The sequence below is a fragment of the Serratia sp. CY38905 genome (assembly GCF_052168875.1).
Taxonomy (GTDB): Bacteria; Pseudomonadota; Gammaproteobacteria; order Enterobacterales; family Enterobacteriaceae; genus Serratia; species Serratia sarumanii.
This window is the reverse complement of sequence record NZ_JBJNLV010000010.1, coordinates 37,055-58,852: the sequence shown is the minus strand read 5'-3', so window position 1 is coordinate 58,852 and position 21,798 is coordinate 37,055. Positions and strand designations below refer to the sequence as shown.

General features: G+C 60.5%; 21 protein-coding genes. 11 read left to right on the top strand and 10 right to left on the bottom strand.

The genetic code is table 11. The features are described 5' to 3' along the window. The first annotated feature begins 11 nt into the window (after window positions 1-11). Window positions 12-3,359 (top strand): miniconductance mechanosensitive channel MscM, encoded by a 3,348-nt coding sequence (gene mscM / locus ACJ8MK_RS19095; RefSeq protein ID WP_033648710.1) that lies wholly within the window; start codon window positions 12-14, stop codon window positions 3,357-3,359. 67 nt (window positions 3,360-3,426) lie between these two features. On the opposite strand, the gene epmA is transcribed toward mscM, so the two are convergent. Continuing rightward, entirely contained in the window at window positions 3,427-4,404 is a 978-nt protein-coding gene (epmA, locus tag ACJ8MK_RS19090) for an elongation factor P--(R)-beta-lysine ligase (protein ID WP_004929681.1), read from the bottom strand. A gap of 385 nt (window positions 4,405-4,789) precedes the next feature. Here epmA and frdA point away from each other — a divergent pair, with 385 nt between their 5' ends. From frdA to blc, 5 genes are all read left to right on the top strand, one after another. Beyond that, window positions 4,790-6,586 carry a fumarate reductase (quinol) flavoprotein subunit gene (gene frdA / locus ACJ8MK_RS19085; RefSeq protein ID WP_038879239.1) on the top strand — a complete coding sequence of 599 codons (1,797 nt, stop codon included), beginning with the start codon at window positions 4,790-4,792 and terminating at the stop codon, window positions 6,584-6,586. After that, on the top strand, window positions 6,579-7,313 hold the full coding sequence (locus ACJ8MK_RS19080) for a succinate dehydrogenase/fumarate reductase iron-sulfur subunit (RefSeq protein WP_033648713.1): 735 nt from the start codon (window positions 6,579-6,581) through the stop codon (window positions 7,311-7,313). Before frdA ends, ACJ8MK_RS19080 begins: the two co-directional genes overlap by 8 nt. Window positions 7,314-7,327: 14 nt before the next feature. Then, entirely contained in the window at window positions 7,328-7,720 is a 393-nt protein-coding gene (gene frdC, locus ACJ8MK_RS19075) for a fumarate reductase subunit FrdC (protein WP_038879241.1), read from the top strand. A gap of 12 nt (window positions 7,721-7,732) precedes the next feature. Continuing rightward, on the top strand, window positions 7,733-8,092 hold the full coding sequence (gene frdD, locus ACJ8MK_RS19070; protein WP_033636768.1) for a fumarate reductase subunit FrdD: 360 nt from the start codon (window positions 7,733-7,735) through the stop codon (window positions 8,090-8,092). An 84-nt stretch (window positions 8,093-8,176) separates the two neighbouring features. After that, window positions 8,177-8,710 carry an outer membrane lipoprotein Blc gene (gene blc / locus ACJ8MK_RS19065; protein WP_033648715.1) on the top strand — a complete coding sequence of 178 codons (534 nt, stop codon included), beginning with the start codon at window positions 8,177-8,179 and terminating at the stop codon, window positions 8,708-8,710. Here blc and sugE read toward each other — a convergent pair. The 4 genes from sugE to efp form a co-directional block, all read right to left on the bottom strand. Continuing rightward, on the bottom strand, window positions 8,704-9,021 hold the full coding sequence (gene sugE / locus ACJ8MK_RS19060; protein ID WP_004929669.1) for a quaternary ammonium compound efflux SMR transporter SugE: 318 nt from the start codon (window positions 9,019-9,021) through the stop codon (window positions 8,704-8,706). The two genes, blc and sugE, sit on opposite strands and share 7 nt — an antisense overlap. A 192-nt stretch (window positions 9,022-9,213) precedes the next feature. Then, complete coding sequence (locus tag ACJ8MK_RS19055) at window positions 9,214-9,345, bottom strand: entericidin A/B family lipoprotein (protein ID WP_033636766.1); 132 nt, start codon at window positions 9,343-9,345, stop codon at window positions 9,214-9,216. A 121-nt stretch (window positions 9,346-9,466) separates the two neighbouring features. Then, window positions 9,467-9,598, bottom strand: coding sequence for an entericidin A/B family lipoprotein (locus ACJ8MK_RS19050; RefSeq protein ID WP_019453400.1), 132 nt, complete (start codon window positions 9,596-9,598; stop codon window positions 9,467-9,469). 70 nt (window positions 9,599-9,668) lie between these two features. Then, window positions 9,669-10,235, bottom strand: coding sequence for an elongation factor P (gene efp, locus ACJ8MK_RS19045; protein WP_004929666.1), 567 nt, complete (start codon window positions 10,233-10,235; stop codon window positions 9,669-9,671). A 42-nt stretch (window positions 10,236-10,277) separates the two neighbouring features. On the opposite strand from efp, the gene epmB reads away from it, so the two are divergent. Next, a complete protein-coding gene (epmB, locus tag ACJ8MK_RS19040) occupies window positions 10,278-11,306 on the top strand; it encodes an EF-P beta-lysylation protein EpmB (RefSeq protein ID WP_033636765.1) in 1,029 nt (342 codons plus the stop codon). An 82-nt stretch (window positions 11,307-11,388) separates the two neighbouring features. Here the strand turns inward: epmB and ACJ8MK_RS19035 are convergent, their stop codons facing one another. From ACJ8MK_RS19035 to ACJ8MK_RS19015, 5 genes are all read right to left on the bottom strand, one after another. Beyond that, on the bottom strand, window positions 11,389-11,733 hold the full coding sequence (locus ACJ8MK_RS19035; RefSeq protein ID WP_025305007.1) for a DUF4156 domain-containing protein: 345 nt from the start codon (window positions 11,731-11,733) through the stop codon (window positions 11,389-11,391). 178 nt (window positions 11,734-11,911) lie between these two features. Next, window positions 11,912-13,531, bottom strand: coding sequence for a methyl-accepting chemotaxis protein (locus tag ACJ8MK_RS19030; RefSeq protein ID WP_103774161.1), 1,620 nt, complete (start codon window positions 13,529-13,531; stop codon window positions 11,912-11,914). 225 nt (window positions 13,532-13,756) lie between these two features. Next, window positions 13,757-15,403 (bottom strand): chaperonin GroEL, encoded by a 1,647-nt coding sequence (groL, locus tag ACJ8MK_RS19025; protein ID WP_004929662.1) that lies wholly within the window; start codon window positions 15,401-15,403, stop codon window positions 13,757-13,759. A gap of 44 nt (window positions 15,404-15,447) precedes the next feature. Beyond that, window positions 15,448-15,741, bottom strand: a complete 294-nt coding sequence (locus ACJ8MK_RS19020) for a co-chaperone GroES (protein WP_004929661.1) — start codon at window positions 15,739-15,741, stop codon at window positions 15,448-15,450. 189 nt (window positions 15,742-15,930) lie between these two features. Next, window positions 15,931-16,419, bottom strand: a complete 489-nt coding sequence (locus ACJ8MK_RS19015) for an FxsA family protein (protein ID WP_033654883.1) — start codon at window positions 16,417-16,419, stop codon at window positions 15,931-15,933. 369 nt (window positions 16,420-16,788) lie between these two features. On the opposite strand from ACJ8MK_RS19015, the gene aspA reads away from it, so the two are divergent. The 4 genes from aspA to ACJ8MK_RS18995 all read left to right on the top strand — a co-directional run bounded on the left by aspA (window position 16,789) and on the right by ACJ8MK_RS18995 (window position 21,779). Continuing rightward, on the top strand, window positions 16,789-18,225 hold the full coding sequence (gene aspA / locus ACJ8MK_RS19010) for an aspartate ammonia-lyase (RefSeq protein ID WP_004929659.1): 1,437 nt from the start codon (window positions 16,789-16,791) through the stop codon (window positions 18,223-18,225). Between the two features lie 125 nt (window positions 18,226-18,350). Next, on the top strand, window positions 18,351-19,652 hold the full coding sequence (locus tag ACJ8MK_RS19005) for an anaerobic C4-dicarboxylate transporter (RefSeq protein ID WP_041037552.1): 1,302 nt from the start codon (window positions 18,351-18,353) through the stop codon (window positions 19,650-19,652). A 109-nt stretch (window positions 19,653-19,761) separates the two neighbouring features. Further along, entirely contained in the window at window positions 19,762-20,085 is a 324-nt protein-coding gene (gene cutA, locus ACJ8MK_RS19000) for a divalent cation tolerance protein CutA (protein ID WP_004929657.1), read from the top strand. Further along, window positions 20,061-21,779, top strand: coding sequence for a protein-disulfide reductase DsbD (locus ACJ8MK_RS18995; RefSeq protein ID WP_442517976.1), 1,719 nt, complete (start codon window positions 20,061-20,063; stop codon window positions 21,777-21,779). The genes cutA and ACJ8MK_RS18995 overlap by 25 nt, the downstream gene beginning before the upstream one ends. Window positions 21,780-21,798 lie beyond the last annotated feature (19 nt).

The window sequence follows — 21,798 nt, the reverse complement described above, 5'->3', positions numbered from 1 at the left end:
GAATCGACGCCGTGCGCCTGATCATCACGCTTTTGCTCGGTTGCCTGCTGTGGCAACCGGCGCTGGCCGCTCCCCTGCCGACCGAGACCCAGCTCAAGCAAGAGCTGAAGCAGGCGGAAAGCAGCAAAAACGCGCCGAATCAGGCGGAGACCACCGAGGCGCTGCAAAGCGCCCTCAACTGGCTGGCGGAGCGTAAAGAGTCGCAGACTCGCTCCGAGCAGTATCAGAGGGTGATCGACGATTTCCCGAAGATGACGCAGGAACTGCGCCGCCAGCTGGTGCTGGAAAGCAACAAGATCCTGCCGAACGGCGACGATCTGCCGGCCGCCGAGTTGGAACAGCAGATCCTGCAAACCAGCAGTCTGCTGCTGGAACAGGCGCGCCTGCTGCAGCAAGAGCAGGATCGCACGCGGGAAATCAGCGATTCGCTCGGCCAGCTGCCGCAGCAGCAGACCGACGCCCGCCGTGCGCTGACGGAAGTGCAGCGCCGCCTGCAGGCGCAGCCCGCCAACCCGACCACGCCGTACGCGCAGGCCGCCCTGGCCCTGCTGCAGACCGAAGCCGCGGCGCGCAAGGCCAAAGTGGACGAGCTGGAACTGGCGCAGCTGTCGGCCAACAACCGGCAGGAGCTGGCGCGCATGCGCGCCGAAGTCTATAAAAAGCGCCACGAGAAAATAGACGTTCAGCTGCAGGCGCTGCGCAACAACCTCAACGCCCAGCGCCAACGCGAAGCGGAACAGGCGCTGGAAAAAACCGAGCAGCTGGCCGAGCAGAACGGCGATTTGCCAAAAAGCATCAGCCAACAGCTGCAGATCAACCGCGAACTGTCCGCCGCGCTGAACAGCCAGGCGCAGCGCATGGATCTGATTTCATCGCAGCAGCGGCAGGCGGCGGCGCAGACGCTGCAGGTGCGCCAGGCGCTGAGCACCATCATCGAGCAGGCCCAGTGGCTCGGTTCGTCGTCGGCGCTGGGGGAAACCCTGCGCGCCCAGGTGGCGACGCTGCCGGAAATGCCCAAGCCGCAACAGCTGGACGGCGACATGGCTCAGCTGCGCGTGCAGCGCCTGCAGTTTGAAACTCAGCTGGAAAAACTGTCGCAGCGCGAATTCAAGCGCGACGACGGCAGCGCGCTGACCAACCAGGAGCAGCGCATCGTCGATGCCCAGCTGCGCACCCAGCGCGAGCTGCTGAACTCGTTGTTGTCCGGTTGCGACACCCAAATCCTCGAGCTGACCAAGCTGAAGGTGGCCAACACCCAGTTGATCGAAGCGTTGAACGAAATTCGCGACGCCACCCACCGCTATCTGTTCTGGGTGCCGGACGTCAATCCGATCAACTTCTCTTATCCGCTCAACGTGGCGCACGATCTGACGCGCGTTCTGTCGCTGGACACGCTGTCGCAGCTCGGCGGCGCCTTCATGATGATGGTGACCAGCCGCGAAACGCTGATCCCGATCTTCGGCGCCCTGCTGCTGGTGATTTTCAGCATCAGTTCGCGCAAGCACTACCACGCCTTCCTCGAGCGCGCCAGCAGCCGCGTCGGCAAGGTGACGCAGGACGAATTCTTCCTGACGGTGCGCACCGTGTTCTGGTCGATTCTGGTGGCGATGCCGCTGCCGGTGCTGTGGGCCGCGCTCGGCTACGGCCTGCAGAGCGCCTGGAACTACCCGGTGGCGGAAGCGATCGGCAAAGGGGTGACCGCCACGCTGCCGATCCTGTGGATCTGCATGATCTGCGCCGCCTTCGCCCACCCGCAAGGGTTGTTCATCGTGCACTTCCGCTGGCCGGCAAAGCAGGTTTCGCGCGCCATGCGCTACTACAAGATGTCGATCTGGCTGATCGTGCCGCTGATCATGGCGCTGATCACCTTCGATAGCCTGAAAGAGCGCGAGTTCGCCAACACGCTGGGGCGGCTGTGCTTCATTCTGCTGTGTCTGGCGCTGGCGCTGGTCACCCACAGCCTCAAGCGCGCCGGCATCCCGCTGTATCTGGATAAAAACGGCTCCGGCGACAACATGCTCAACAGCGCCTTCTGGGGGCTGCTGCTGTCGGCGCCGCTGCTGGCGGCGCTGGCGTCGAGCGTCGGTTATCTCACCACCGCGCAGGCGCTGCTGGCGCGCCTGGAAACCTCGGTGGCGATCTGGTTCCTGCTGCTGGTCGTCTACCACATCATCCGCCGCTGGATGCTGATCCAACGGCGACGCATCGCCTTCGACCGCGCCAAACAGCGCCGCGCGGACATTCTGGCCCAGCGCGCCCGCGGCGAAGACGAAACCTCGCATACCCCGAACAGCACCGAAGGTTCGGTGGATATGGACTACTCAGAGATAGACCTGGATACCATCAGCGCCCAGTCGCTGCGGCTGGTGCGTTCGATCCTGACGCTGATCGCGCTGGTGTCGGTGATCGTTTTGTGGTCGGAGATCCACTCCGCCTTCAGCTTCCTGGAAAATATCTCGCTGTGGGACGTGACCTCGACGGTCAACGGCGTGGAAACCGCCCACCCGATCACCCTCGGCGCAGTGCTGATCGCCATTCTGGTATTGATCATCACCATGCAGCTGGTGCGCAACCTGCCGGCGCTGCTGGAACTGGCGGTGCTGCAGCACCTGGATCTGTCGCCGGGCACCGGTTACGCCATCACCACCATCACCAAATACCTGCTGTTGCTGTTCGGCGCCATTCTCAGCTTTTCCTGGATCGGCATCGAATGGTCGAAACTGCAGTGGGTGGTCACCGCGCTCAGCGTGGGTCTCGGCTTTGGCATGCAGGAGATTTTCTCCAACTTCATCTCCGGCCTGATCATCCTGTTCGAGAAGCCGATCCGCATCGGCGATACCGTAACGATCCGCAACCTGACCGGCACGATAACCAAGATCAATACCCGTGCGACCACCATCGCCGATTGGGACCGCAAAGAGATCATCGTGCCGAACAAGGCGTTCATCACCGAGCAGTTCGTCAACTGGTCGCTCTCGGACGCCATCACCCGCGTGGTGCTGACCGTGCCGGCCCCGGGCGAGGCCAATAGCGAAGAGGTGACCAAGATCCTGATGAACGCCGCCGAGCGCTGTTCGCTGGTGCTGGACAATCCGGTGCCGGAAGTCTACCTGGTCGATCTGCAACAGGGCATTCAGATCTTCGAGATGCGTATTTACGCCGCCGAGATGGGCCACCGCATGCCGCTGCGCCACGAGATCCACCAGCTGATCCTGGCGGGCTACCGCGAGCACGGCATCACGCTGCCGTACCCGCCGTTCCAGGTGCGCACCGAGACGCTGTCGCGGCTGACCAACAACGGCCGTACGCCGCCGTCCACGCCGGCGCCGAACACCAAGCGCGACGCCGGGGGGCTGTAAGCGGTTCTCGCGATAAAAAAAGGGCCGGCAAATGCCGACCCTTTTGCTTTTCTCTGCGCCTGAAACGTCAGGCGATCCCAACCGGGAAAGCCAACACGTCGCTCAGGCTCTCGGCGCCCAGCGCCAGCATCACCAGGCGATCCACGCCCAGCGCCACGCCGGAACATTCCGGCATGCCGTGCTGCAACGCCGCCAGCAGGTTGTAGTCGATCGGCTGCTGCGGCAGGCCGCGCTCCGCGCGTTTGCGATTGTCCTGCTCGAAGCGCTGCTGCTGTTCACGGCCGTCGGTCAGCTCGCGGAAACCGTTCGCCAGCTCAATGCCCTTGAAGTACACCTCGAAACGCTCCGCCACGCGGTGGTCTTCGGTGCTGATCTCCGCCAACGCCGCCTGGCTGGCCGGGAAGTGGTAAACGAACGCCGGCTTTTCACGGCCGATATGGGGCTCCACGCCCACGGTAAACAGCAGCTGCAGCAGCGTATCGCGGTCTTCTTCAGTATCGGCGATGTTGCTCAAGTCGAGCTTGGCCGCCGCTTCACGCAGCTGCGCCTTCTCCGCCGACAGCGGATCGATGTCCAGATGGCGCAGGAAGGCCTGCTGATAGGACAGGGTCTCCGCGCTCTCGCAGTCCAGCACCTGTTGCAGCAGATCGTCCACTTCGTTCATCAGGCGGTACATGTCGTAGTGCGGACGGTACCACTCCAGCATGGTGAATTCCGGGTTGTGATGCCGCCCGGCTTCTTCATTGCGGAAGCTGCGCCCCATTTGGTAGATCGGGCCGCTGCCCGCCGCCAGCAGGCGCTTCATGTGATATTCCGGGCTGGTCATCATGTATAGCGTCAGGCCCTCTGCCGCCCCCGGCCCGACGAAACGCGTCTCGAACGGGAACAGGTGAACGTCGGTGACCGTCGCCTGGCTCATGGTGGGCGTCTCAACTTCCAGCACGCCACGATCGGCGAAGAAACGCCGGATCTCAGCCAGAATCGCTGCGCGTTTCAACAAATTGGCGATGGGTGCACTAGGCTGCCAGCTTGCCGTTTCGCTCATGGTAATTAACTCCGAAATCAAACAGGGGATGCAGTCTACTCGCATCCTTGCAGCCAAACAAATTCTTCACGATGCACAACCGGCCATAACGCCAATTTCCGATAAATAGGCGGCAAAAGCGCGTTAAAAAGGGTAAAGCACGCCGAACACGCGAAAAGGCAGGCAAGCCTGTTGGTCGAGCGTTAATCGACAAAACAATCGATCACATCAAATTTCGACTACTTAACTTTAGGTATAGTTAATTCCCCATTATTGGTGGGAGATATCTATCCTTAACCTTTAAGCAACATTAATCGGTTCAATTAGTTAGCACCCGAAGAGTTCGCTAAATTTTAAGCATAGATATTTAACTTGCCGTTCTTAATAAGAACATTGGAGGAATGCAGTGCAAACCTTTAACGCCGATCTTGCCATTATTGGGGCCGGGGGCGCTGGTTTACGTGCAGCAATAGCCGCAGCGGAAGCCAATCCCCAACTGAAAATCGCGCTGATCTCTAAGGTCTACCCGATGCGCAGCCACACGGTCGCCGCCGAGGGGGGCTCCGCCGCCGTCACCCAGGATCACGATACCTTCGACTACCACTTCCACGACACCGTCGCCGGCGGCGACTGGCTGTGCGAACAGGACGTGGTCGATCACTTCGTGCATCAGTGCCCGCGCGAGATGACCCAGCTCGAACAGTGGGGCTGCCCGTGGAGCCGCAAACCGGACGGTTCGGTCAACGTGCGGCGCTTCGGCGGCATGAAGATTGAACGCACCTGGTTCGCCGCCGACAAGACCGGCTTCCACATGCTGCACACCCTGTTCCAGACCTCGCTGAAATACCCGCAGATCCAGCGCTTCGACGAGCACTTCGTGCTGGATATCCTGGTGGATGACGGCCAGGCGCGCGGCCTGGTGGCGCTCAACATGATGGAAGGCACCCGCGTGCAGATCCGCGCCAACGCGGTGGTGATGGCCACCGGCGGCGCCGGGCGCGTCTACCGCTACAACACCAACGGCGGCATCGTTACCGGCGACGGCATGGGCATGGCGTTCCACCACGGCGTGCCGCTGCGCGACATGGAGTTCGTGCAGTATCACCCGACCGGCCTGCCCGGTTCCGGCATCCTGATGACCGAGGGCTGCCGCGGCGAAGGCGGCATCCTGGTGAACAAAGACGGCTACCGTTACCTGCAAGATTACGGCATGGGCCCGGAAACCCCGCTGGGCGAGCCGAAGAACAAATACATGGAGCTGGGCCCGCGCGACAAAGTGTCCCAGGCCTTCTGGCACGAATGGCGCGCCGGCCGCACCATCGCCACCCCGCGCGGCGACGTGGTCTACCTCGATCTGCGCCACCTGGGCGAGAAAAAGCTGCTGGAGCGGCTGCCGTTCATCTGCGAACTGGCCAAGGCCTACGTCGGCGTCGACCCGGTGAAAGATCCGATCCCGGTGCGCCCTACCGCGCACTACACCATGGGCGGCATTGAAACCGACCAGAACTGCGAAACCCGCATCAAGGGGCTGTTCGCAGTCGGCGAATGCTCCTCCGTCGGCCTGCACGGCGCCAACCGTCTCGGCTCCAACTCGCTGGCAGAACTGGTGGTGTTCGGCCGCGTCGCCGGTGAGCAAGCGGCCCGCCGCGCGCTGGAAACCGCGCCGGCCAACGGCAGCGCGCTGGATGCGCAAACCCGCGACGTCGAAACCCGCCTGAGCAACCTGATGAAGCAGGAAGGCAACGAAAACTGGGCGAAGATCCGCGACGAAATGGGGCTGTCGATGGAAGAAGGCTGCGGCATCTACCGCACGCCGGAGCTGATGCAAAAAACCATCGATAAGCTGGCGGAGCTGAAAGAGCGCTTCAAGCGCGTCAACATCACCGACAACTCCAGCGTGTTCAATACCGATCTGCTGTACACCATCGAGCTGGGTTACGGCCTGGACGTCGCCGAATGCATGGCGCACTCCGCGTTTAACCGCAAAGAGTCGCGCGGCGCTCACCAGCGCCTGGACGAAGGCTGCACCGAGCGTGACGACGTCAACTTCCTCAAGCATACGCTGGCGTTCCATAACCCGCAGGGTGCGCCACGCCTCGAATACAGCGACGTGAAAATCACCAAGCTGCCGCCGGCCAAACGCGTCTACGGCGCAGAAGCCGAAGCGCAGGAGAAAAAGAATAAGGAGCAGGCAAATGGCTGAGATGCAAACCCTGAAGATCGAAGTCATGCGCTATAACCCGGAAAGCGACGCCGAGCCGCATTTCGTCACCTACGCCGTGCCTTACGACGAACAGACCTCGCTGCTCGACGCGCTGGGCTACATCAAGGACAACCTGGCGCCGGATCTCTCCTACCGCTGGTCCTGCCGCATGGCGATCTGCGGCTCTTGCGGCATGATGGTCAACCGCGTGCCGAAGCTGGCGTGCAAAACCTTCCTGCGCGATTACGTCGGCGGCATGAAGGTCGAAGCGCTGGGCAACTTCCCGATCGAGCGCGATCTGGTGGTCGACATGACCCACTTCATCGAAAGCCTGGAGGCGATCAAGCCGTACATCATCGGCAACGATCGCAAGCCGGAAGACGGCCCGAACGTGCAAACCCCGGCGCAGATGGCCAAGTATCACCAGTTCTCCGGCTGCATCAACTGCGGCCTGTGCTACGCCGCGTGCCCGCAGTTCGGCCTCAACCCCGAGTTTATCGGCCCGGCGGCGATCACGCTGGCGCACCGCTACAACCTGGACAACCGCGACCACGGCAAGAAACAGCGCATGCCGCAGCTTAACGGCCAAAACGGCGTCTGGAGCTGCACCTTCGTCGGCTATTGCTCAGAAGTCTGTCCGAAACACGTCGATCCCGCCGCCGCCATCCAGCAGGGCAAGGTGGAGAGCGCCAAAGACTTCATGATCGCCATGCTGAAGCCGCAATAAGGGAGAAAATTGCCATGACAACTCAACGTAAGCCCTATGTGCGCACCATGACGCCCACCTGGTGGCAAAAGCTCGGCTTCTACCGTTTCTACATGCTGCGCGAAGGCACCTCAGTGCTGGCGGTGTGGTTCAGCATCGTGCTGCTCTACGGCGTGTTCGCGCTGAAGGGCGGCGCCGAGAGCTGGGCCGGCTTCGTCGGCTTCTTGCAGAACCCGCTGGTGCTGTTGATCAACGTCGTCGCCCTGCTGGCGGCGGCGCTGCACACCAAAACCTGGTTCGATCTGGCGCCGAAGGCCGCCAATATCGTGGTCAACAGCGAGAAAATGGGGCCGGGCCCCATCGTGAAAGGGCTGTGGGCCGTCACGGTCGTCGTCAGCGTGGTCATCCTGGCCGTGGCCCTGATCTAATCCGGAGGAAACATGATAAATCAAGCACCTAAACGCTCCGACGAGCCGGTTTTCTGGGGATTGTTCGGCGCCGGTGGCATGTGGAGCGCGATCGTCGCGCCGGCCATCGTGCTGCTGGTCGGCATTCTGCTGCCGCTGGGGCTGTTCCCCGGTGAAGCACTGGGTTACGAGCGCGTACTGGCGTTCTGCCAGAGCCTGATCGGCCGCCTGTTCCTGCTGCTGATGATCATTCTGCCACTGTGGTGCGGCCTGCACCGCATCCACCATGCGATGCACGATCTGAAGATCCACGTACCGGCCGGCAAATGGGTATTCTACGGTCTGGCGGCGATCCTCAGCGTGGTCACCGTTATCGGCGTCGTCACCCTGTAAACCGCTCAGGCGGCCAACGCCCGTTGGCCGCCCTTTGCTCATCGGCTACACTGTCTACTCGCCCCCGGTAAACAGGAGTCACCGATGCGTTTATGGTCAAAGCTTAGCGTCATGCTTTCCGCCCTGCTCTCCGTCGCTTGCAGCGTCTCCCCGCCCAAAGACATCAAGGTCGTGACCCCTTTCGACAGTCAGCGCTATCTCGGCACCTGGTACGAAATCGCGCGTCTGGATCATCGTTTTGAACGCGGTTTGCAGCGGGTGACCGCCCACTACAGCCCACGCGCCGACGGCGGGCTGAAAGTCATCAATCGCGGCTTCAATCCGCAGAAACAGCAATGGCAAGAAAGCGAAGGCAAAGCCTACTTTATCGGTTCACCGCAGGTCGCGGCGCTGAAAGTGTCGTTCTTCGGCCCCTTCTACGGCGGCTATAACGTGATAGCCTTGGATCCGGAGTATCGCTACGCGCTGGTTTGCGGCCCTAACCGCGACTATCTGTGGATCCTGTCGCGCACCCCGACGCTTGACGCCGGCGTACGCGACAGCTTATTGCAGACGGCCAAAGGCTACGGTTTCGCCACCGATGCGCTGATCTGGGTGGAGCAGCCCGCCGATCAGTGACTGCTGAACTTCAGCCCGAGGATGCCGACCACGATCAGGCACAGGCTGATGATACGCGCGATATTGGTCGACTCGCCCAACAGCACCATGCCCATGATGGCCGCGCCCACCGCGCCGATGCCGGTCCACACCGCATAAGCGGTGCCGGCGGGCAGCGTTTTCATCGCGTTGGCCAACAACAACATGCTGACCACCATCGCGGCGATGGTGATGATGCTCGGCGTCAGCCGGGTAAAACCGTGGGTGTATTTCAGACCGATAGCCCAAACCACTTCAAGCAAACCGGCGATAAGCAGAATAATCCAGGCCATGAGACGGCCTCCCTTCCACTGGGGTCGTCCCCGATATAATGACGCGTAAACGGGTCGTCCCGTTCAGCGGGGTGATGAACGGCGGGTAACCTCACCCGCACTGCGGCAGGATAGCAGCAGCGTTAACGCTCAGGCAAGAGGAGGAAATGCGGCGGCGCTCCGCACGCGGAACGCCGCCGGGTGGAGAACGGATTATTCCGCGCTGCGCTGAATGGCCTTGCCGCCGGCCTGAATGTCCTCACCCACGCCGCGGGTGGTATTACAGGCGGTCAACGAGGTCAAAATCATCAAAGAGAAGATCGCGATAATACTTTTCTTCAGCATAAGAAAGTCCTTATTTGTCGTTGATGAAAAAGTACGGCTTTCTAAGCTTAGTCAAAATTGGCGCAGGGAGTGGAATCACCACCGGCTTTGTGGCGCAAATACATCGGGTTAAAGGGCGGGATCAGCTGGCCGTGCGCGAAATGGCGCCGCCGAGATGCTGCACGTCTTCGCCGAAACCGCGAAACGTATTGCAACCGCTAAGGGAGAAAAGGAACAACAGGGAGAGCACGGCCAACAACGTTTTCTTGAACATGCGGGTTTTCTGCCAACGAACGGGGATGGGATAAAACAGAGGAACCGCGGGGGTTCCTCTGCTTTGAAACTTATTTAACGCGAGAGACGTATTCGCCAGAGCGAGTGTCAACTTTGATCACTTCGCCGATCTGGACGAACAACGGCACTTTAACCACGGCGCCGGTGCTCAGAGTAGCCGGCTTGCCACCAGTCCCTGCGGTATCGCCTTTCAGGCCAGGATCGGTATCGGTGATTTCCGCTTCGATGAAGTTCGGCGGCTGAACGGCGATTGGACGGCCATCCCACAGGGTGATGATGCACTCTGCGTTATCCTGCAGCCATTTGGCCGCGTCGCCGACGGTTTTACCGTCAACCTGATGCTGTTCGAAAGACTCAGGGTGCATGAAGTGGTAGAACTCACCGTCGCTGTACAGGTAGTTCATGTTGGTGTCCATCACGTCTGCGCCTTCGCAAGAATCGGTAGACTTGAAGGTTTTTTCCACGCGGGTGCCGGTCAGCAGACGACGCATTTTCACGCGTGCAAACGCCTGGCCTTTGCCCGGCTTAACGAACTCACTGGCTTCGACGGCGTAAGGTTCGCCCTCGAACATGATTTTAAGACCCGGACGGAAATCGTTGCTAGAATAAGTCGCCATGATGGCCCTCTGAATATTTGAACTGGTAGCTTAGCCAAAAAAATGGCACACATTATAACCCAAAGTACGGCACATAGAGAAGATTGGTTGCATCAACTCGCCGATGTTATTACCGATCCAGATGAATTACTGCAGCTTTTGTCACTGAATACGCACCCGGAACTGCCGCAGGGGCGCGATGCCCGCCGGCTGTTCGCCCTGCGCGTGCCGCGCGCCTTCGCCGCACGCATGCGCCCCGGGGATGCCAACGACCCGCTGCTGCGCCAGGTGCTGACCGCCAGAGAGGAGTTCATCAACGCCCCAGGGTTCACCACCGATCCGCTCGATGAGCAGCGCAGCGTGGTGCCGGGCCTGCTGCACAAATACCGCAATCGCGCGCTGCTGCTGGTCAAGGGCGGCTGTGCGGTCAACTGCCGTTACTGCTTCCGCCGCCACTTCCCCTATCAGGATAATCAGGGCAACAAGAACAACTGGCGGCAGGCGCTGGATTATATCCGCCAACACCCGGAACTGGACGAGATCATTTTTTCCGGCGGCGATCCGTTGATGGCCAAAGACAGCGAGCTGGAGTGGCTGGTCGGCGAGCTGGAAGCCATCCCGCACCTGAAACGCCTGCGCATTCACACCCGTCTGCCGGTGGTGATCCCGGCGCGCATCACGCCGGCGCTGTGCCGCCTGCTGTCGGCCTCGCGCCTGCAGGTGCTGATGGTCACGCACATCAACCACGCCAACGAAATTGACCGCGATCTGCAAAGCGCCATGGCGCAGCTGCGTCTCGCCGGCGTCACGCTGCTCAACCAGAGCGTGCTGCTACGCGACGTCAACGACGATGCCGACACGCTGGCGGCACTCAGCAACGCGCTGTTCGACGCCGGTATCCTGCCTTACTACATCCACGTGCTGGACAAGGTGCAGGGCGCGGCGCACTTCATGGTTAGCGACGATGAAGCGCGCGCCATCATGCAGGCGCTGCTGAGCAAGGTGTCCGGTTATCTGGTGCCGCGCCTGACGCGCGAAGTGGGCGGCGAACCGAGCAAAACGCCGATCGATCTGCGCCTGATGCAGGAGTGACGTGCGCCAAATGCCCCAACGAAAAGAGGAATGCCGTGGCATTCCTCTTTTTTTACCTCTTTGCGGCTGCGGCCTCAGCGCCTTACGGACACTTGTAAACCTGGCCGACCATTTTGCTGTCCAGCGGTGCGAAGCTGGAGAGCAGGTTCTGGCTCGGGCTGTTGGCGCCGTAGATCACGTTGCCGCCCATGGCCGCCGCCTTGTTGCGCAGATCGTTGGCCGCCCCGCGCATGGAGCTGCCTTCACCGCCGTTGCCGGACAGCCAGTTGCTCTGGGTGCCGGTCACTTCCCCCAGCAGCTGGCATTCCGCCGCCGGCTTGCTGTCGGTGAACTTGATCTGCTGACCCGCAGCGGTCAGTTCATGAGTGGTGCTGCAACCTGCCAGCAGCATCGCTGCCGAGAGACCCAGTAAGGCTTTAATCCGCATCTTGTTCCCCATTCGATGTTGAGAATTACGCAAAAGCTTATCAGAAAGCGATGCCATCTCTTAAGCATCCGTTGCCACGCGAGCGGGCCAACGTCTTGAGCGACAGCTGATGACTTAACAGTTTACCAGCTAAATCGCCCCCGGCGGCAAAAATATCATCAAATACAGTGCGGCGGCGTTATGCCCAACCGGCAACGGCCGCCGATGCCTGCGCTTCGTCCTGGCGCGTTTCCCCCTCCGCCAGTTGGAATACCGCCACCGCCTGCGCCAGCAGGGCCGCCTGCTCCTCCACGCCGACGGCGGTGGTCGCCACCTCCTCCACCAGCGCGGCGTTCTGCTGCGTCACCTGATCCATCTGGGTCACCGCCACTCCGACCTGCTCAATGCCCTTGCTTTGCTCTTCCGACGCGTACGAGATGTTGTCCATCAGCGACGTCACCTGGTTCACCGAGCCAACGATGGCATTCATCGTCTCGCCCGCCTGCTCGACCAGGCGCACGCCGACGGCGATATCGCCGGTTACGCCGTCGACCAAACTGCTGATCTCCTTGGCCGAGGTCGCGCAGCGCTGCGCCAGATTGCGCACCTCGCCGGCCACCACCGCAAAACCCCTGCCTTGTTCTCCGGCCCGCGCGGCCTCCACGGCGGCGTTCAGCGCCAGAATATTGGTCTGGAAGGCGATGCCGTCGATCACGCTGGTGATATCCCCCACCTGGCGCGCGCTGTCGTTGATAGCCCGCATCTTGTCGACCGCGTTGGCCATCAGCGTTTCGCCGTTGCGGGCAATGCCGGCAGTCTGATTGACCATGCCGGCGGCCTGGCTGGCGTTATCGGCGTTTTGCCGCACCGTAGCGGTGATCTGTTCCATGCTGGCGGCGGTTTCCGTCAGCGCGCTGGCCTGTTCTTCCGTACGGCTGGAAAGATCGGCGTTGCCGACGGCGATCTCGTGCGTACCGTGATTGATCGACTCCACGCCGTCACGCACCTGCTGCACGGTGGCGCTCAGCTCCTGCTGCATCGTCCGCAGGCTGGCGAACAGCATGCCGATCTCATTGCTGTTGCGTACCGCGATCTCGCTGCGCAGATCGCCGCGCCCAACCTTTTGCAAGTGTTCGGCAACCTGGCGCAGCGGCAGGATCAAGCGCCGGCGGAAATCACGTTGCACGGCGACCAGCAGCAGCAGGATCGCCGCCAGGGTGCCACTCAGCAGGCGTGCAAAGACTTTTTGAGTCTGCACCGCCGCCTCCACCGCCAGACGATGAGCGGCCACCGTGGCCCGCATGTAGTCGGCAAACTGGCTATCCAGCCGCTGGCGCACCTGGCGCTTCTCAGCGGCCATGGCGTGCAGCCGCTCGATCAGCGCCGCCTGCGGCGTGTCGGCCAACAGCGTCAGCTCTTGCTTCAGCACCGCCTGCTGCGCCAGATAGACCGTTTTCATCGCCTCGCCCAGATCCGGGCGCGATACCGTCAGGCCCGGCGTCTCCCAAAACAGGTTGAACGCAACGTCGGCGCTGCGCAGCTCGTTACGCGCCTCAGTGATGCCCTTACGGATATCGGCGGCGTCCGTCTGCGCCATGCGCTCGAACGCCATGTTGTCGATCAGCGTCTGCGTTTGCAGCAAAGCACGCCAACTGCGGTTCAGCGCCGCTTCCTCGTCGGAGAAAGTGCTCATCCTGCCGATGCTGTTGCCGTTTTGCTGCATGAAATAGAAGGCGATGGCGCCGGTTCCCATGGGCATCAAGCCCAACAGCAACAGCATCAACATCAGCCAGGTGGCTATTTTCATATTTTTCAGCATAAGTCGTCTCCGTTGACAGTCACACCGGCGAGGGAAAATTCCCCGCCCGGTAGGGGCTATATCGGTACGAAACGACAACGGTTTAGGGTAAAAACAAAATAATGCAATAATTCATTCAATAAACTAATAACAAGCTAAACAAACATTCTTTTTATTGATTTTTAAGATAAAAAAAACCCCGGTCGTTTGACCGGGGTTCTCAGCACACCAGCGTGTGGGGGATGATTACATCATGCCGCCCATACCGCCCATGCCGCCCATGCCGCCTGCTGCGCCCAGATCCGGTGCGTCAGCCTTCGGCAGGTCGGTAACCATGCATTCGGTGGTGATCATCAGGCCAGCCACGGAAGCCGCGTACTGCAGAGCAGAACGGGTCACTTTGGTTGGATCCAGGATACCCATCGCGATCATGTCGCCGTATTCTTCGGAGTAAGCGTTGTAGCCGTAGCTGCCTTCGCCCGCTTTCACCTGGTTGGCGATAACGGAAGCTTCTTCACCGGCGTTCACCACGATCTGACGCAGAGGGGCTTCCATTGCGCGCAGCGCAACTTTGATACCCACGTTCTGGTCTTCGTTGTCGCCTTTCAGCGCGGCGATTTTGCCTGCAACGCGGATCAGCGCTACGCCACCGCCGGCCACCACGCCTTCTTCCACTGCGGCGCGGGTCGCGTGCAGGGCGTCTTCAACGCGGGCTTTCTTCTCTTTCATTTCAACTTCAGTCGCTGCGCCAACCTTGATAACGGCAACGCCGCCGGCCAGTTTCGCTACGCGCTCCTGCAGTTTTTCACGATCGTAGTCAGAGGTCGCTTCTTCGATCTGCTGACGGATCTGAGCAACGCGGCCCTGGATGGTCGCTTCGTCGCCCACGCCATCGATGATGATGGTGGTGTCTTTGTTGATCACAACGCGTTTTGCCTGGCCCAGGTCTTCCAGGGTGGCTTTTTCCAGCTCCAGACCGATCTCTTCAGAGATAACGGTACCGGCAGTCAGGGTTGCGATGTCCTGCAGCATGGCTTTACGGCGGTCGCCGAAGCCAGGCGCCTTAACGGCAGCCACTTTCACGATGCCGCGCATGGTGTTGACCACCAGGGTCGCCAGCGCTTCGCCTTCAACGTCTTCAGCGATGATCAGCAGCGGCTTGCCTGCTTTGGCAACGGCTTCCAGCACCGGCAGCATTTCGCGGATGTTGGAGATCTTTTTGTCGGCCAGCAGGATGAACGGGCTTTCCAGCTCAACAGAACCGGTTTCCGGCTTGTTGATGAAGTATGGGGACAGGTAACCGCGGTCGAACTGCATACCTTCAACCACGTCCAGCTCGTCTTGCAGGCCGGTGCCTTCTTCAACGGTGATAACGCCTTCTTTGCCCACTTTCTCCATCGCTTCCGCGATCAGTTTACCCACGGTTTCGTCGGAGTTGGCGGAGATGGTGCCTACCTGAGCGATAGCTTTGGAATCGGAGCAAGGTACGGACAGTTTCTTCAGTTCTTCAACCGCAGCGACAACCGCTTTGTCGATGCCGCGCTTCAGATCCATCGGGTTCATGCCTGCAGCAACCGCTTTCAGGCCTTCGGTGATGATGGATTGAGCCAGTACGGTTGCAGTGGTGGTGCCGTCGCCCGCCGCGTCGTTCGCTTTGGAGGCCACTTCTTTCACCATCTGTGCGCCCATGTTCTCGAACTTGTCTTCCAGTTCGATTTCACGCGCAACGGAAACGCCGTCTTTGGTGATGGTCGGTGCGCCGAAAGATTTATCCAGCACTACGTTGCGGCCTTTCGGGCCCAGGGTCACTTTTACTGCATCAGCGAGAACATTCACGCCGCGGAGCATTTTCACGCGAGCGTCATTGCCGAATTTTACGTCTTTAGCTGCCATTGGTATTTCCCTTCAACTCGTTCAGTTCAGAAGATAAAGCGCAATTACGCTTCAACAATTGCCAGAATGTCGCTTTCGGACATGATCAACACTTCTTCATTGTCGATCTTCTCTGCTTTCACGCCGTAGCCGTCGTTGAAAATCACGATATCGCCAACTTTCACATCCAGCGGTTGGATGTTGCCGTTTTCCAGCACACGCCCTTTACCCACCGCAACCACTTCACCGCGAGTGGATTTACCCGCAGCAGAGCCAGTCAGGACGATGCCGCCAGCAGATTTTGATTCAACTTCTTTGCGCTTGACGATAACGCGGTCATGCAATGGACGAATACTCATTGAACGCTCTCCTGTAAGAAGGTCTCTATCAGATTTAGGGTTGTACACCGGATGGTTGTTATTACCGGCCTCGTGGCATTTGAGATGGGGGCGTTCCAGCCCCCTTCAAGGGGGCTAACGAAAAAAATTTCGCATTTTTGGCCGCGCGGGTGCTACAGAGAGAAAAAACGCGGCCTGAGCCGCGTTTGCTTAACGATCGTGAGGCTTGCGCTCCTCGTCCGGGCGGTGTTCCAGCACCGAGCGTTCGTCGTCCTTGCGCTGGAATTCACCGTCGAAGGTGTTGCCGTTGGCGGCGTCACCGCCCGTCCAACCGCCGGGGCGATAAACCGACAGATGCGGCATCAGCTTCAGCGTCAACGATTTTTGCACCGGCGGCAGCAGCAGCAACAGGCCGAGGAAGTCGGTGAAGAAGCCCGGGATCAGCAGCAGGAAGCCCGCCAGCACCAGCGAAACGCTTTTCACCATTTCCGCCGCCGGGCTTTCGCCGGCCGCCAGTTTTTGCTGCATCTGCACGAAGGTTTTCATGCCCTGATTGCGCACCAGCGAAATGCCGACGCAGGAGCTGAACACCACCAGCAGCAGGGTGACAGCCACGCCGAGCACGGCGGCGACTTTGATAAAGATGGATATTTCTATGTAAGCCAGCAGAAATATCAGCAGTAGCGGTAACCAGCGCACCTGGTTCTCCTATCGGTAGGTAAAGCGCGGCCGCCACGGGGCGACGGCGCGAAAAAAGAGGCCGTAAACGGCCGACACCATTACAATGAGGGCATCCCCCCACCATTTCAACCGAGAGCCGGTTTTTATTGCTAAAGTTCACAAACGTGAAAGAAGTCACAGAACCGGAAAAGGGCATATCCTTAAACACCATAAGGTGATCTGGATTCAGTCATTTCTTACCAACCAGCATATGATCTGGGCAGCAACGGGCGATTTGGTTAATCGTTTCACGCCCCAAGCCTTCGGCAACATTAATTTAGGCTGTGCCCTTATTAGCCTTGACCTGACACATTATTAATTCGGCAGCAACACATAGAGAAGGTTCTCATGTCAAACAACATTCGTATCGAAGAAGACCTGTTAGGAACACGTGAAGTCCCCGCAGACGCTTACTACGGAGTCCACACTCTGCGTGCGATTGAAAACTTCTACATCAGCAACAGCAAAATCAGCGATGTCCCCGAGTTCGTTCGCGGCATGGTGATGGTGAAAAAGGCCGCGGCGATGGCCAACAAAGAACTCAAAACCATCCCGCGCAAAATCGCCGACGTGATCATCCAGGCCTGCGACGAGGTACTGGATAAAGGCAAGTGCATGGATCAGTTCCCGGTGGACGTGTTCCAGGGCGGCGCAGGCACCTCGCTGAACATGAACACCAACGAAGTGCTGGCGAACATCGGCCTGGAACTGATGGGCCACCAAAAAGGCGAATACCAGTACCTGAACCCGAACGATCACCTCAATAAGTGCCAGTCCACCAACGACGCCTACCCGACCGGGTTCCGCATCGCGGTGTACGCCTCCAACCAGAAGCTGATCGACGCCATCAACCAGCTGCGCGAAGGCTTCGACCGCAAGGCGAAAGAGTTCGAAACCATCCTGAAAATGGGCCGCACCCAGCTGCAGGACGCGGTACCGATGACCCTCGGCCAGGAATTCCACGCCTTCAGCGTGCTGCTGAACGAAGAGACCCGCAACCTGCACCGCACCGCGGAGCTGCTGCTGGAAGTGAACCTGGGCGCCACCGCCATCGGCACCGCGCTCAACACCCCGGAAGGCTATCAGCCGCTGGCGGTGCAAAAACTGGCGGAAGTCAGCGGCCTGCCGGTGGTGCCGGCGGAAGACCTGATCGAGGCCACCTCCGACTGCGGCGCCTACGTGATGGTGCACAGCGCGCTCAAACGCCTGGCGGTGAAACTGTCCAAAATCTGTAACGACCTGCGCCTGCTCTCCTCCGGCCCGCGCGCCGGCCTGAACGAAATCAACCTGCCAGAGCTGCAGGCGGGATCGTCCATCATGCCGGCCAAAGTGAACCCGGTGGTGCCGGAAGTGGTCAATCAGGTGTGTTTCAAGGTGATTGGCAACGACACTTGCGTTACCATGGCGGCCGAAGCGGGCCAGCTGCAGCTGAACGTGATGGAGCCGGTGATCGGCCAGGCGATGTTCGAGTCGATCCACATCCTGACCAACGCCTGCTACAACCTGCTGGAAAAATGCATTAACGGCATCACCGCGAATAAAGAAGTCTGCGAACACTACGTCTTCAACTCGATCGGTATCGTCACCTATCTGAACCCGTTCATCGGCCACCATAACGGTGACATCGTCGGGAAGATCTGCGCCGAAACCGGCAAGAGCGTGCGTGAAGTGGTGCTGGAACGCGGCCTGCTGACCGAAGCCGAGCTGGATGACATCTTCTCCGTGGAGAACCTGATGCACCCGGCCTATAAAGCCAAACGCTATACGGATGAAAATGAACAATAACAGACCTACCCGGTAGCCCTGAAAGGCACGCTAAATCCTCTGGATAGCGTGCCTTTTTACTTTTAGGCGCCCACAAAATTTTAACGTTTGATTTTCAATTTCTCTCATTTTAAGGAGTAAACACTATGCTAGCCGTAGAATTGGTTATCGTTCTGCTGGCCATCTTTTTAGGGGCCAGGTTGGGCGGTATCGGTATCGGGTTCGCGGGGGGATTGGGCGTTCTGGTCCTGGCGCTGATCGGCGTCAAGCCGGGCAGCATTCCCTTCGACGTGATTTCCATCATCATGGCGGTGATCGCGGCGATCTCCGCCATGCAGGTCGCCGGGGGGATGGATTACCTGGTGCAGCAGACCGAAAAGCTGCTGCGCAAGAACCCCAAGCACATCACCATTCTCGCCCCTATCGTCACCTACTTCCTGACCATCTTCGCCGGCACCGGCAACATCTCGCTCTCGGCGCTGCCGGTGATCGCCGAAGTGGCGAAGGAACAGGGCATCAAGCCTTGCCGGCCGCTGTCGACCGCCGTGGTGTCCGCCCAGATCGCCATCACCGCCTCGCCGATCTCCGCCGCAGTGGTGTATATGTCTTCGGTGATGGAAGGCCACGGCGTCAGCTACCTGCATCTGCTGATGGTGGTGATCCCGTCCACCTTCTGCGCCGTGCTGGTGATGTCGCTGCTGGTAACCTGGCTGTTCGACTCCAAGCTGTCTAACGATCCGGTGTACCTGAAACGCCTGGAAGAAGGCCTGATCACCCTGCGCGGCAACAACGCGCTGGAGATCAAACCGCGCGCCAAAGCCTCGGTGCTGCTGTTCCTGCTGGGCGTGCTGTGCGTAGTGGCTTACGCCATCATCAACAGCCCGGGCCTTGGCCTGGTGGCCAAGCCGCTGATGAACACCACCAACGCCATCCTGATCATCATGCTGAGCGTCGCCACGCTGACCACCCTGCTGTGCCGCGTCGACACCGACATGGTGCTGAACTCCAGCACCTTCAAGGCCGGCATGAGCGCCTGTATCTGTATCCTCGGTGTCGCCTGGCTGGGCGATACCTTCGTGCAGGCCAACATCGACTGGATCAAAGAGACGGCCGGCAGCGTCATTCAGGCGCACCCGTGGCTGCTGGCGGTGATCTTCTTCTTCTGCTCGGCGCTGCTGTACTCGCAGGCCGCTACCGCCAAGGCGCTGATGCCGATGGCGCTGGCGCTGAACGTGTCGCCGCTGACCGCCGTCGCCTCCTTCGCCGCCGTCTCCGGCCTGTTCATCCTGCCGACCTACCCGACGCTGGTCGCCGCGGTGCAGATGGACGATACCGGCACCACGCGCATCGGCCGCTTCGTGTTCAACCACCCGTTCTTCATTCCCGGCACCATGGGCGTGATTTTCGCCGTGGTATTCGGCTTCCTGCTCGGCAGCATCATGCTGTAACGCTTCGACCGGGGCTACGGCCCCGGTTTTCCTTCTGGCGATAAACTCGCCTTCTAGCCAATCCGCCTTCAGGGTATAGTGCCCATTCGAACCGATGAGAGGGCTGAAGATGTCTGATTGCGAAGCTGTCGTCATACTCTGTACCGCACCCGATGAAGCCAGCGCCCAGGAACTGGCGGCGCGGGTCCTGGGCGATAAGCTGGCGGCCTGCGCCACGCTGCTGCCCGGCGCCACCTCGCTGTATTACTGGGAAGGGAAACTGGAACAGGAATACGAAGTGCAGATGCTGTTCAAAAGCGATCGCCGCCGTCAGCAGGCCCTGCTCGACACCCTGAAACAACATCACCCTTACCAGACGCCTGAGTTGCTGGTCTTGCCGGTGATGGCCGGAGATAAAGACTACCTGTTATGGATCAACGCTTCCTTAAACTGATTTTGCTGCTGTGCAGCCTGTTCTTCCTGCCGCAGGCGGCGCAGGCTTCGCTGTTCGCGCCGAAGGGCGGCAGCCAGTTCGTGCCTGTCGATCAGGCCTTCGCCTTCGATTTCAAACAGCAAGGCAGCCAGGTAACGCTGAACTGGCAGATCCGCCCCGGCTACTACCTGTATCGCCAGCAGATCAAACTGGTGCCGCAGCAGGCGACGCTCGGCGCCTTTACCCTGCCCGAAGGGCTGAGCCACAAGGACGAGTTCTTCGGCGAAGTGGCGATTTTCAAACAGCAGCTGAATCTGCAGGTGCCGCTGCAACAGGCGGCGGCCAACGCCAGCCTCAGCGTCACCTATCAGGGCTGCGCCGAGGCCGGCTTCTGCTATCCGCCGGAAACCCGCATCATCCCGCTGGATGCCGTCAGCGCCACCGCAGCCGCGCCGCTCGCGGCCTCTGCACCGGCTGAAGCGCCCGCCGCACCGGCCAGCCTGCCGTTCTCGCCGCTGTGGGCGCTGCTGATCGGCATCGGCATCGCCTTCACCCCGTGCGTGCTGCCGATGTACCCGCTGATCTCCGGCATCATCCTCGGCCGCGACCGGCCACAAAGCAGCGGCCGCATTCTGGCGCTGGCGGTGGTTTACGTACAGGGCATGGCGCTCACCTACACCTTGCTGGGCTTGGTGGTGGCCGCCGCCGGATTGCAGTTCCAGGCGGCGCTGCAGCATCCTTACGTGCTGATCGGTCTGTCGGTGCTGTTTATCGCGCTGGCGCTGTCGATGTTCGGCCTCTATTCCCTGCAGCTGCCTTCCGCACTGCAAACCCGGCTGGCGAGCTGGAGCAATACCCAACGCGGCGGCTCACTGACTGGCGTGTTCCTGATGGGCGCCCTGGCCGGGCTGATTTGTTCCCCCTGCACCACCGCGCCGCTCAGCGCCATCCTGCTGTATATCGCCCAGAGCGGTAACCTGTGGGCCGGCGGCGGCACGCTGTACCTGTACGCGCTGGGGATGGGCATTCCGCTGGTGATCGTCACCCTGTTCGGCAACCGCCTGCTGCCGCGCAGCGGCCCGTGGATGCAGTACGTGAAAGAGGCCTTCGGCTTCGTCATCCTGGCGCTGCCGGTGTTCCTGCTGGAGCGGGTGATCGGCGATCTGTGGGGCCTGCGCCTGTGGAGCCTGTTCGGCCTGGCGTTCTTCGGCTGGGCCTTCGCTCTGAGCCTGAGAAGCGCGCGCGGCTGGGCGCGCGCCCTGCAGCTTCTGCTGCTGGCGGCGGCGGTGATCGCCGCGCGGCCGCTGCAGGACTGGGCCTTCGGCGCCGATCAGGCGCAGCAGGCGGCTCAACAACACCTGGCCTTTGCCCGCATCAACAACGTCGAGCAGCTCGATCTGGCGCTGCAACAGGCGCGCGGCAAGCCGGTGATGCTGGATCTGTACGCCGACTGGTGCGTGGCCTGTAAAGAGTTCGAGAAATACACCTTCAGCGATGCGGCGGTGCAGGCGAGCCTGGCCAACGCGGTGCTGCTGCAGGCGGACGTCACCGCCAACGGCGCGGAACAGGCGGCGCTGCTGAAGCATTTGCAGGTACTGGGGTTACCCACGATCCTATTCTTCGATCCGGCGGGCCAGGAGCTGACGGCCCAGCGGGTCACCGGTTTTATGAAGGCAGAAGCCTTCAACGCGCATTTGCAGAAAGTGATGCGATAACTGACACTGAAGATCGGAA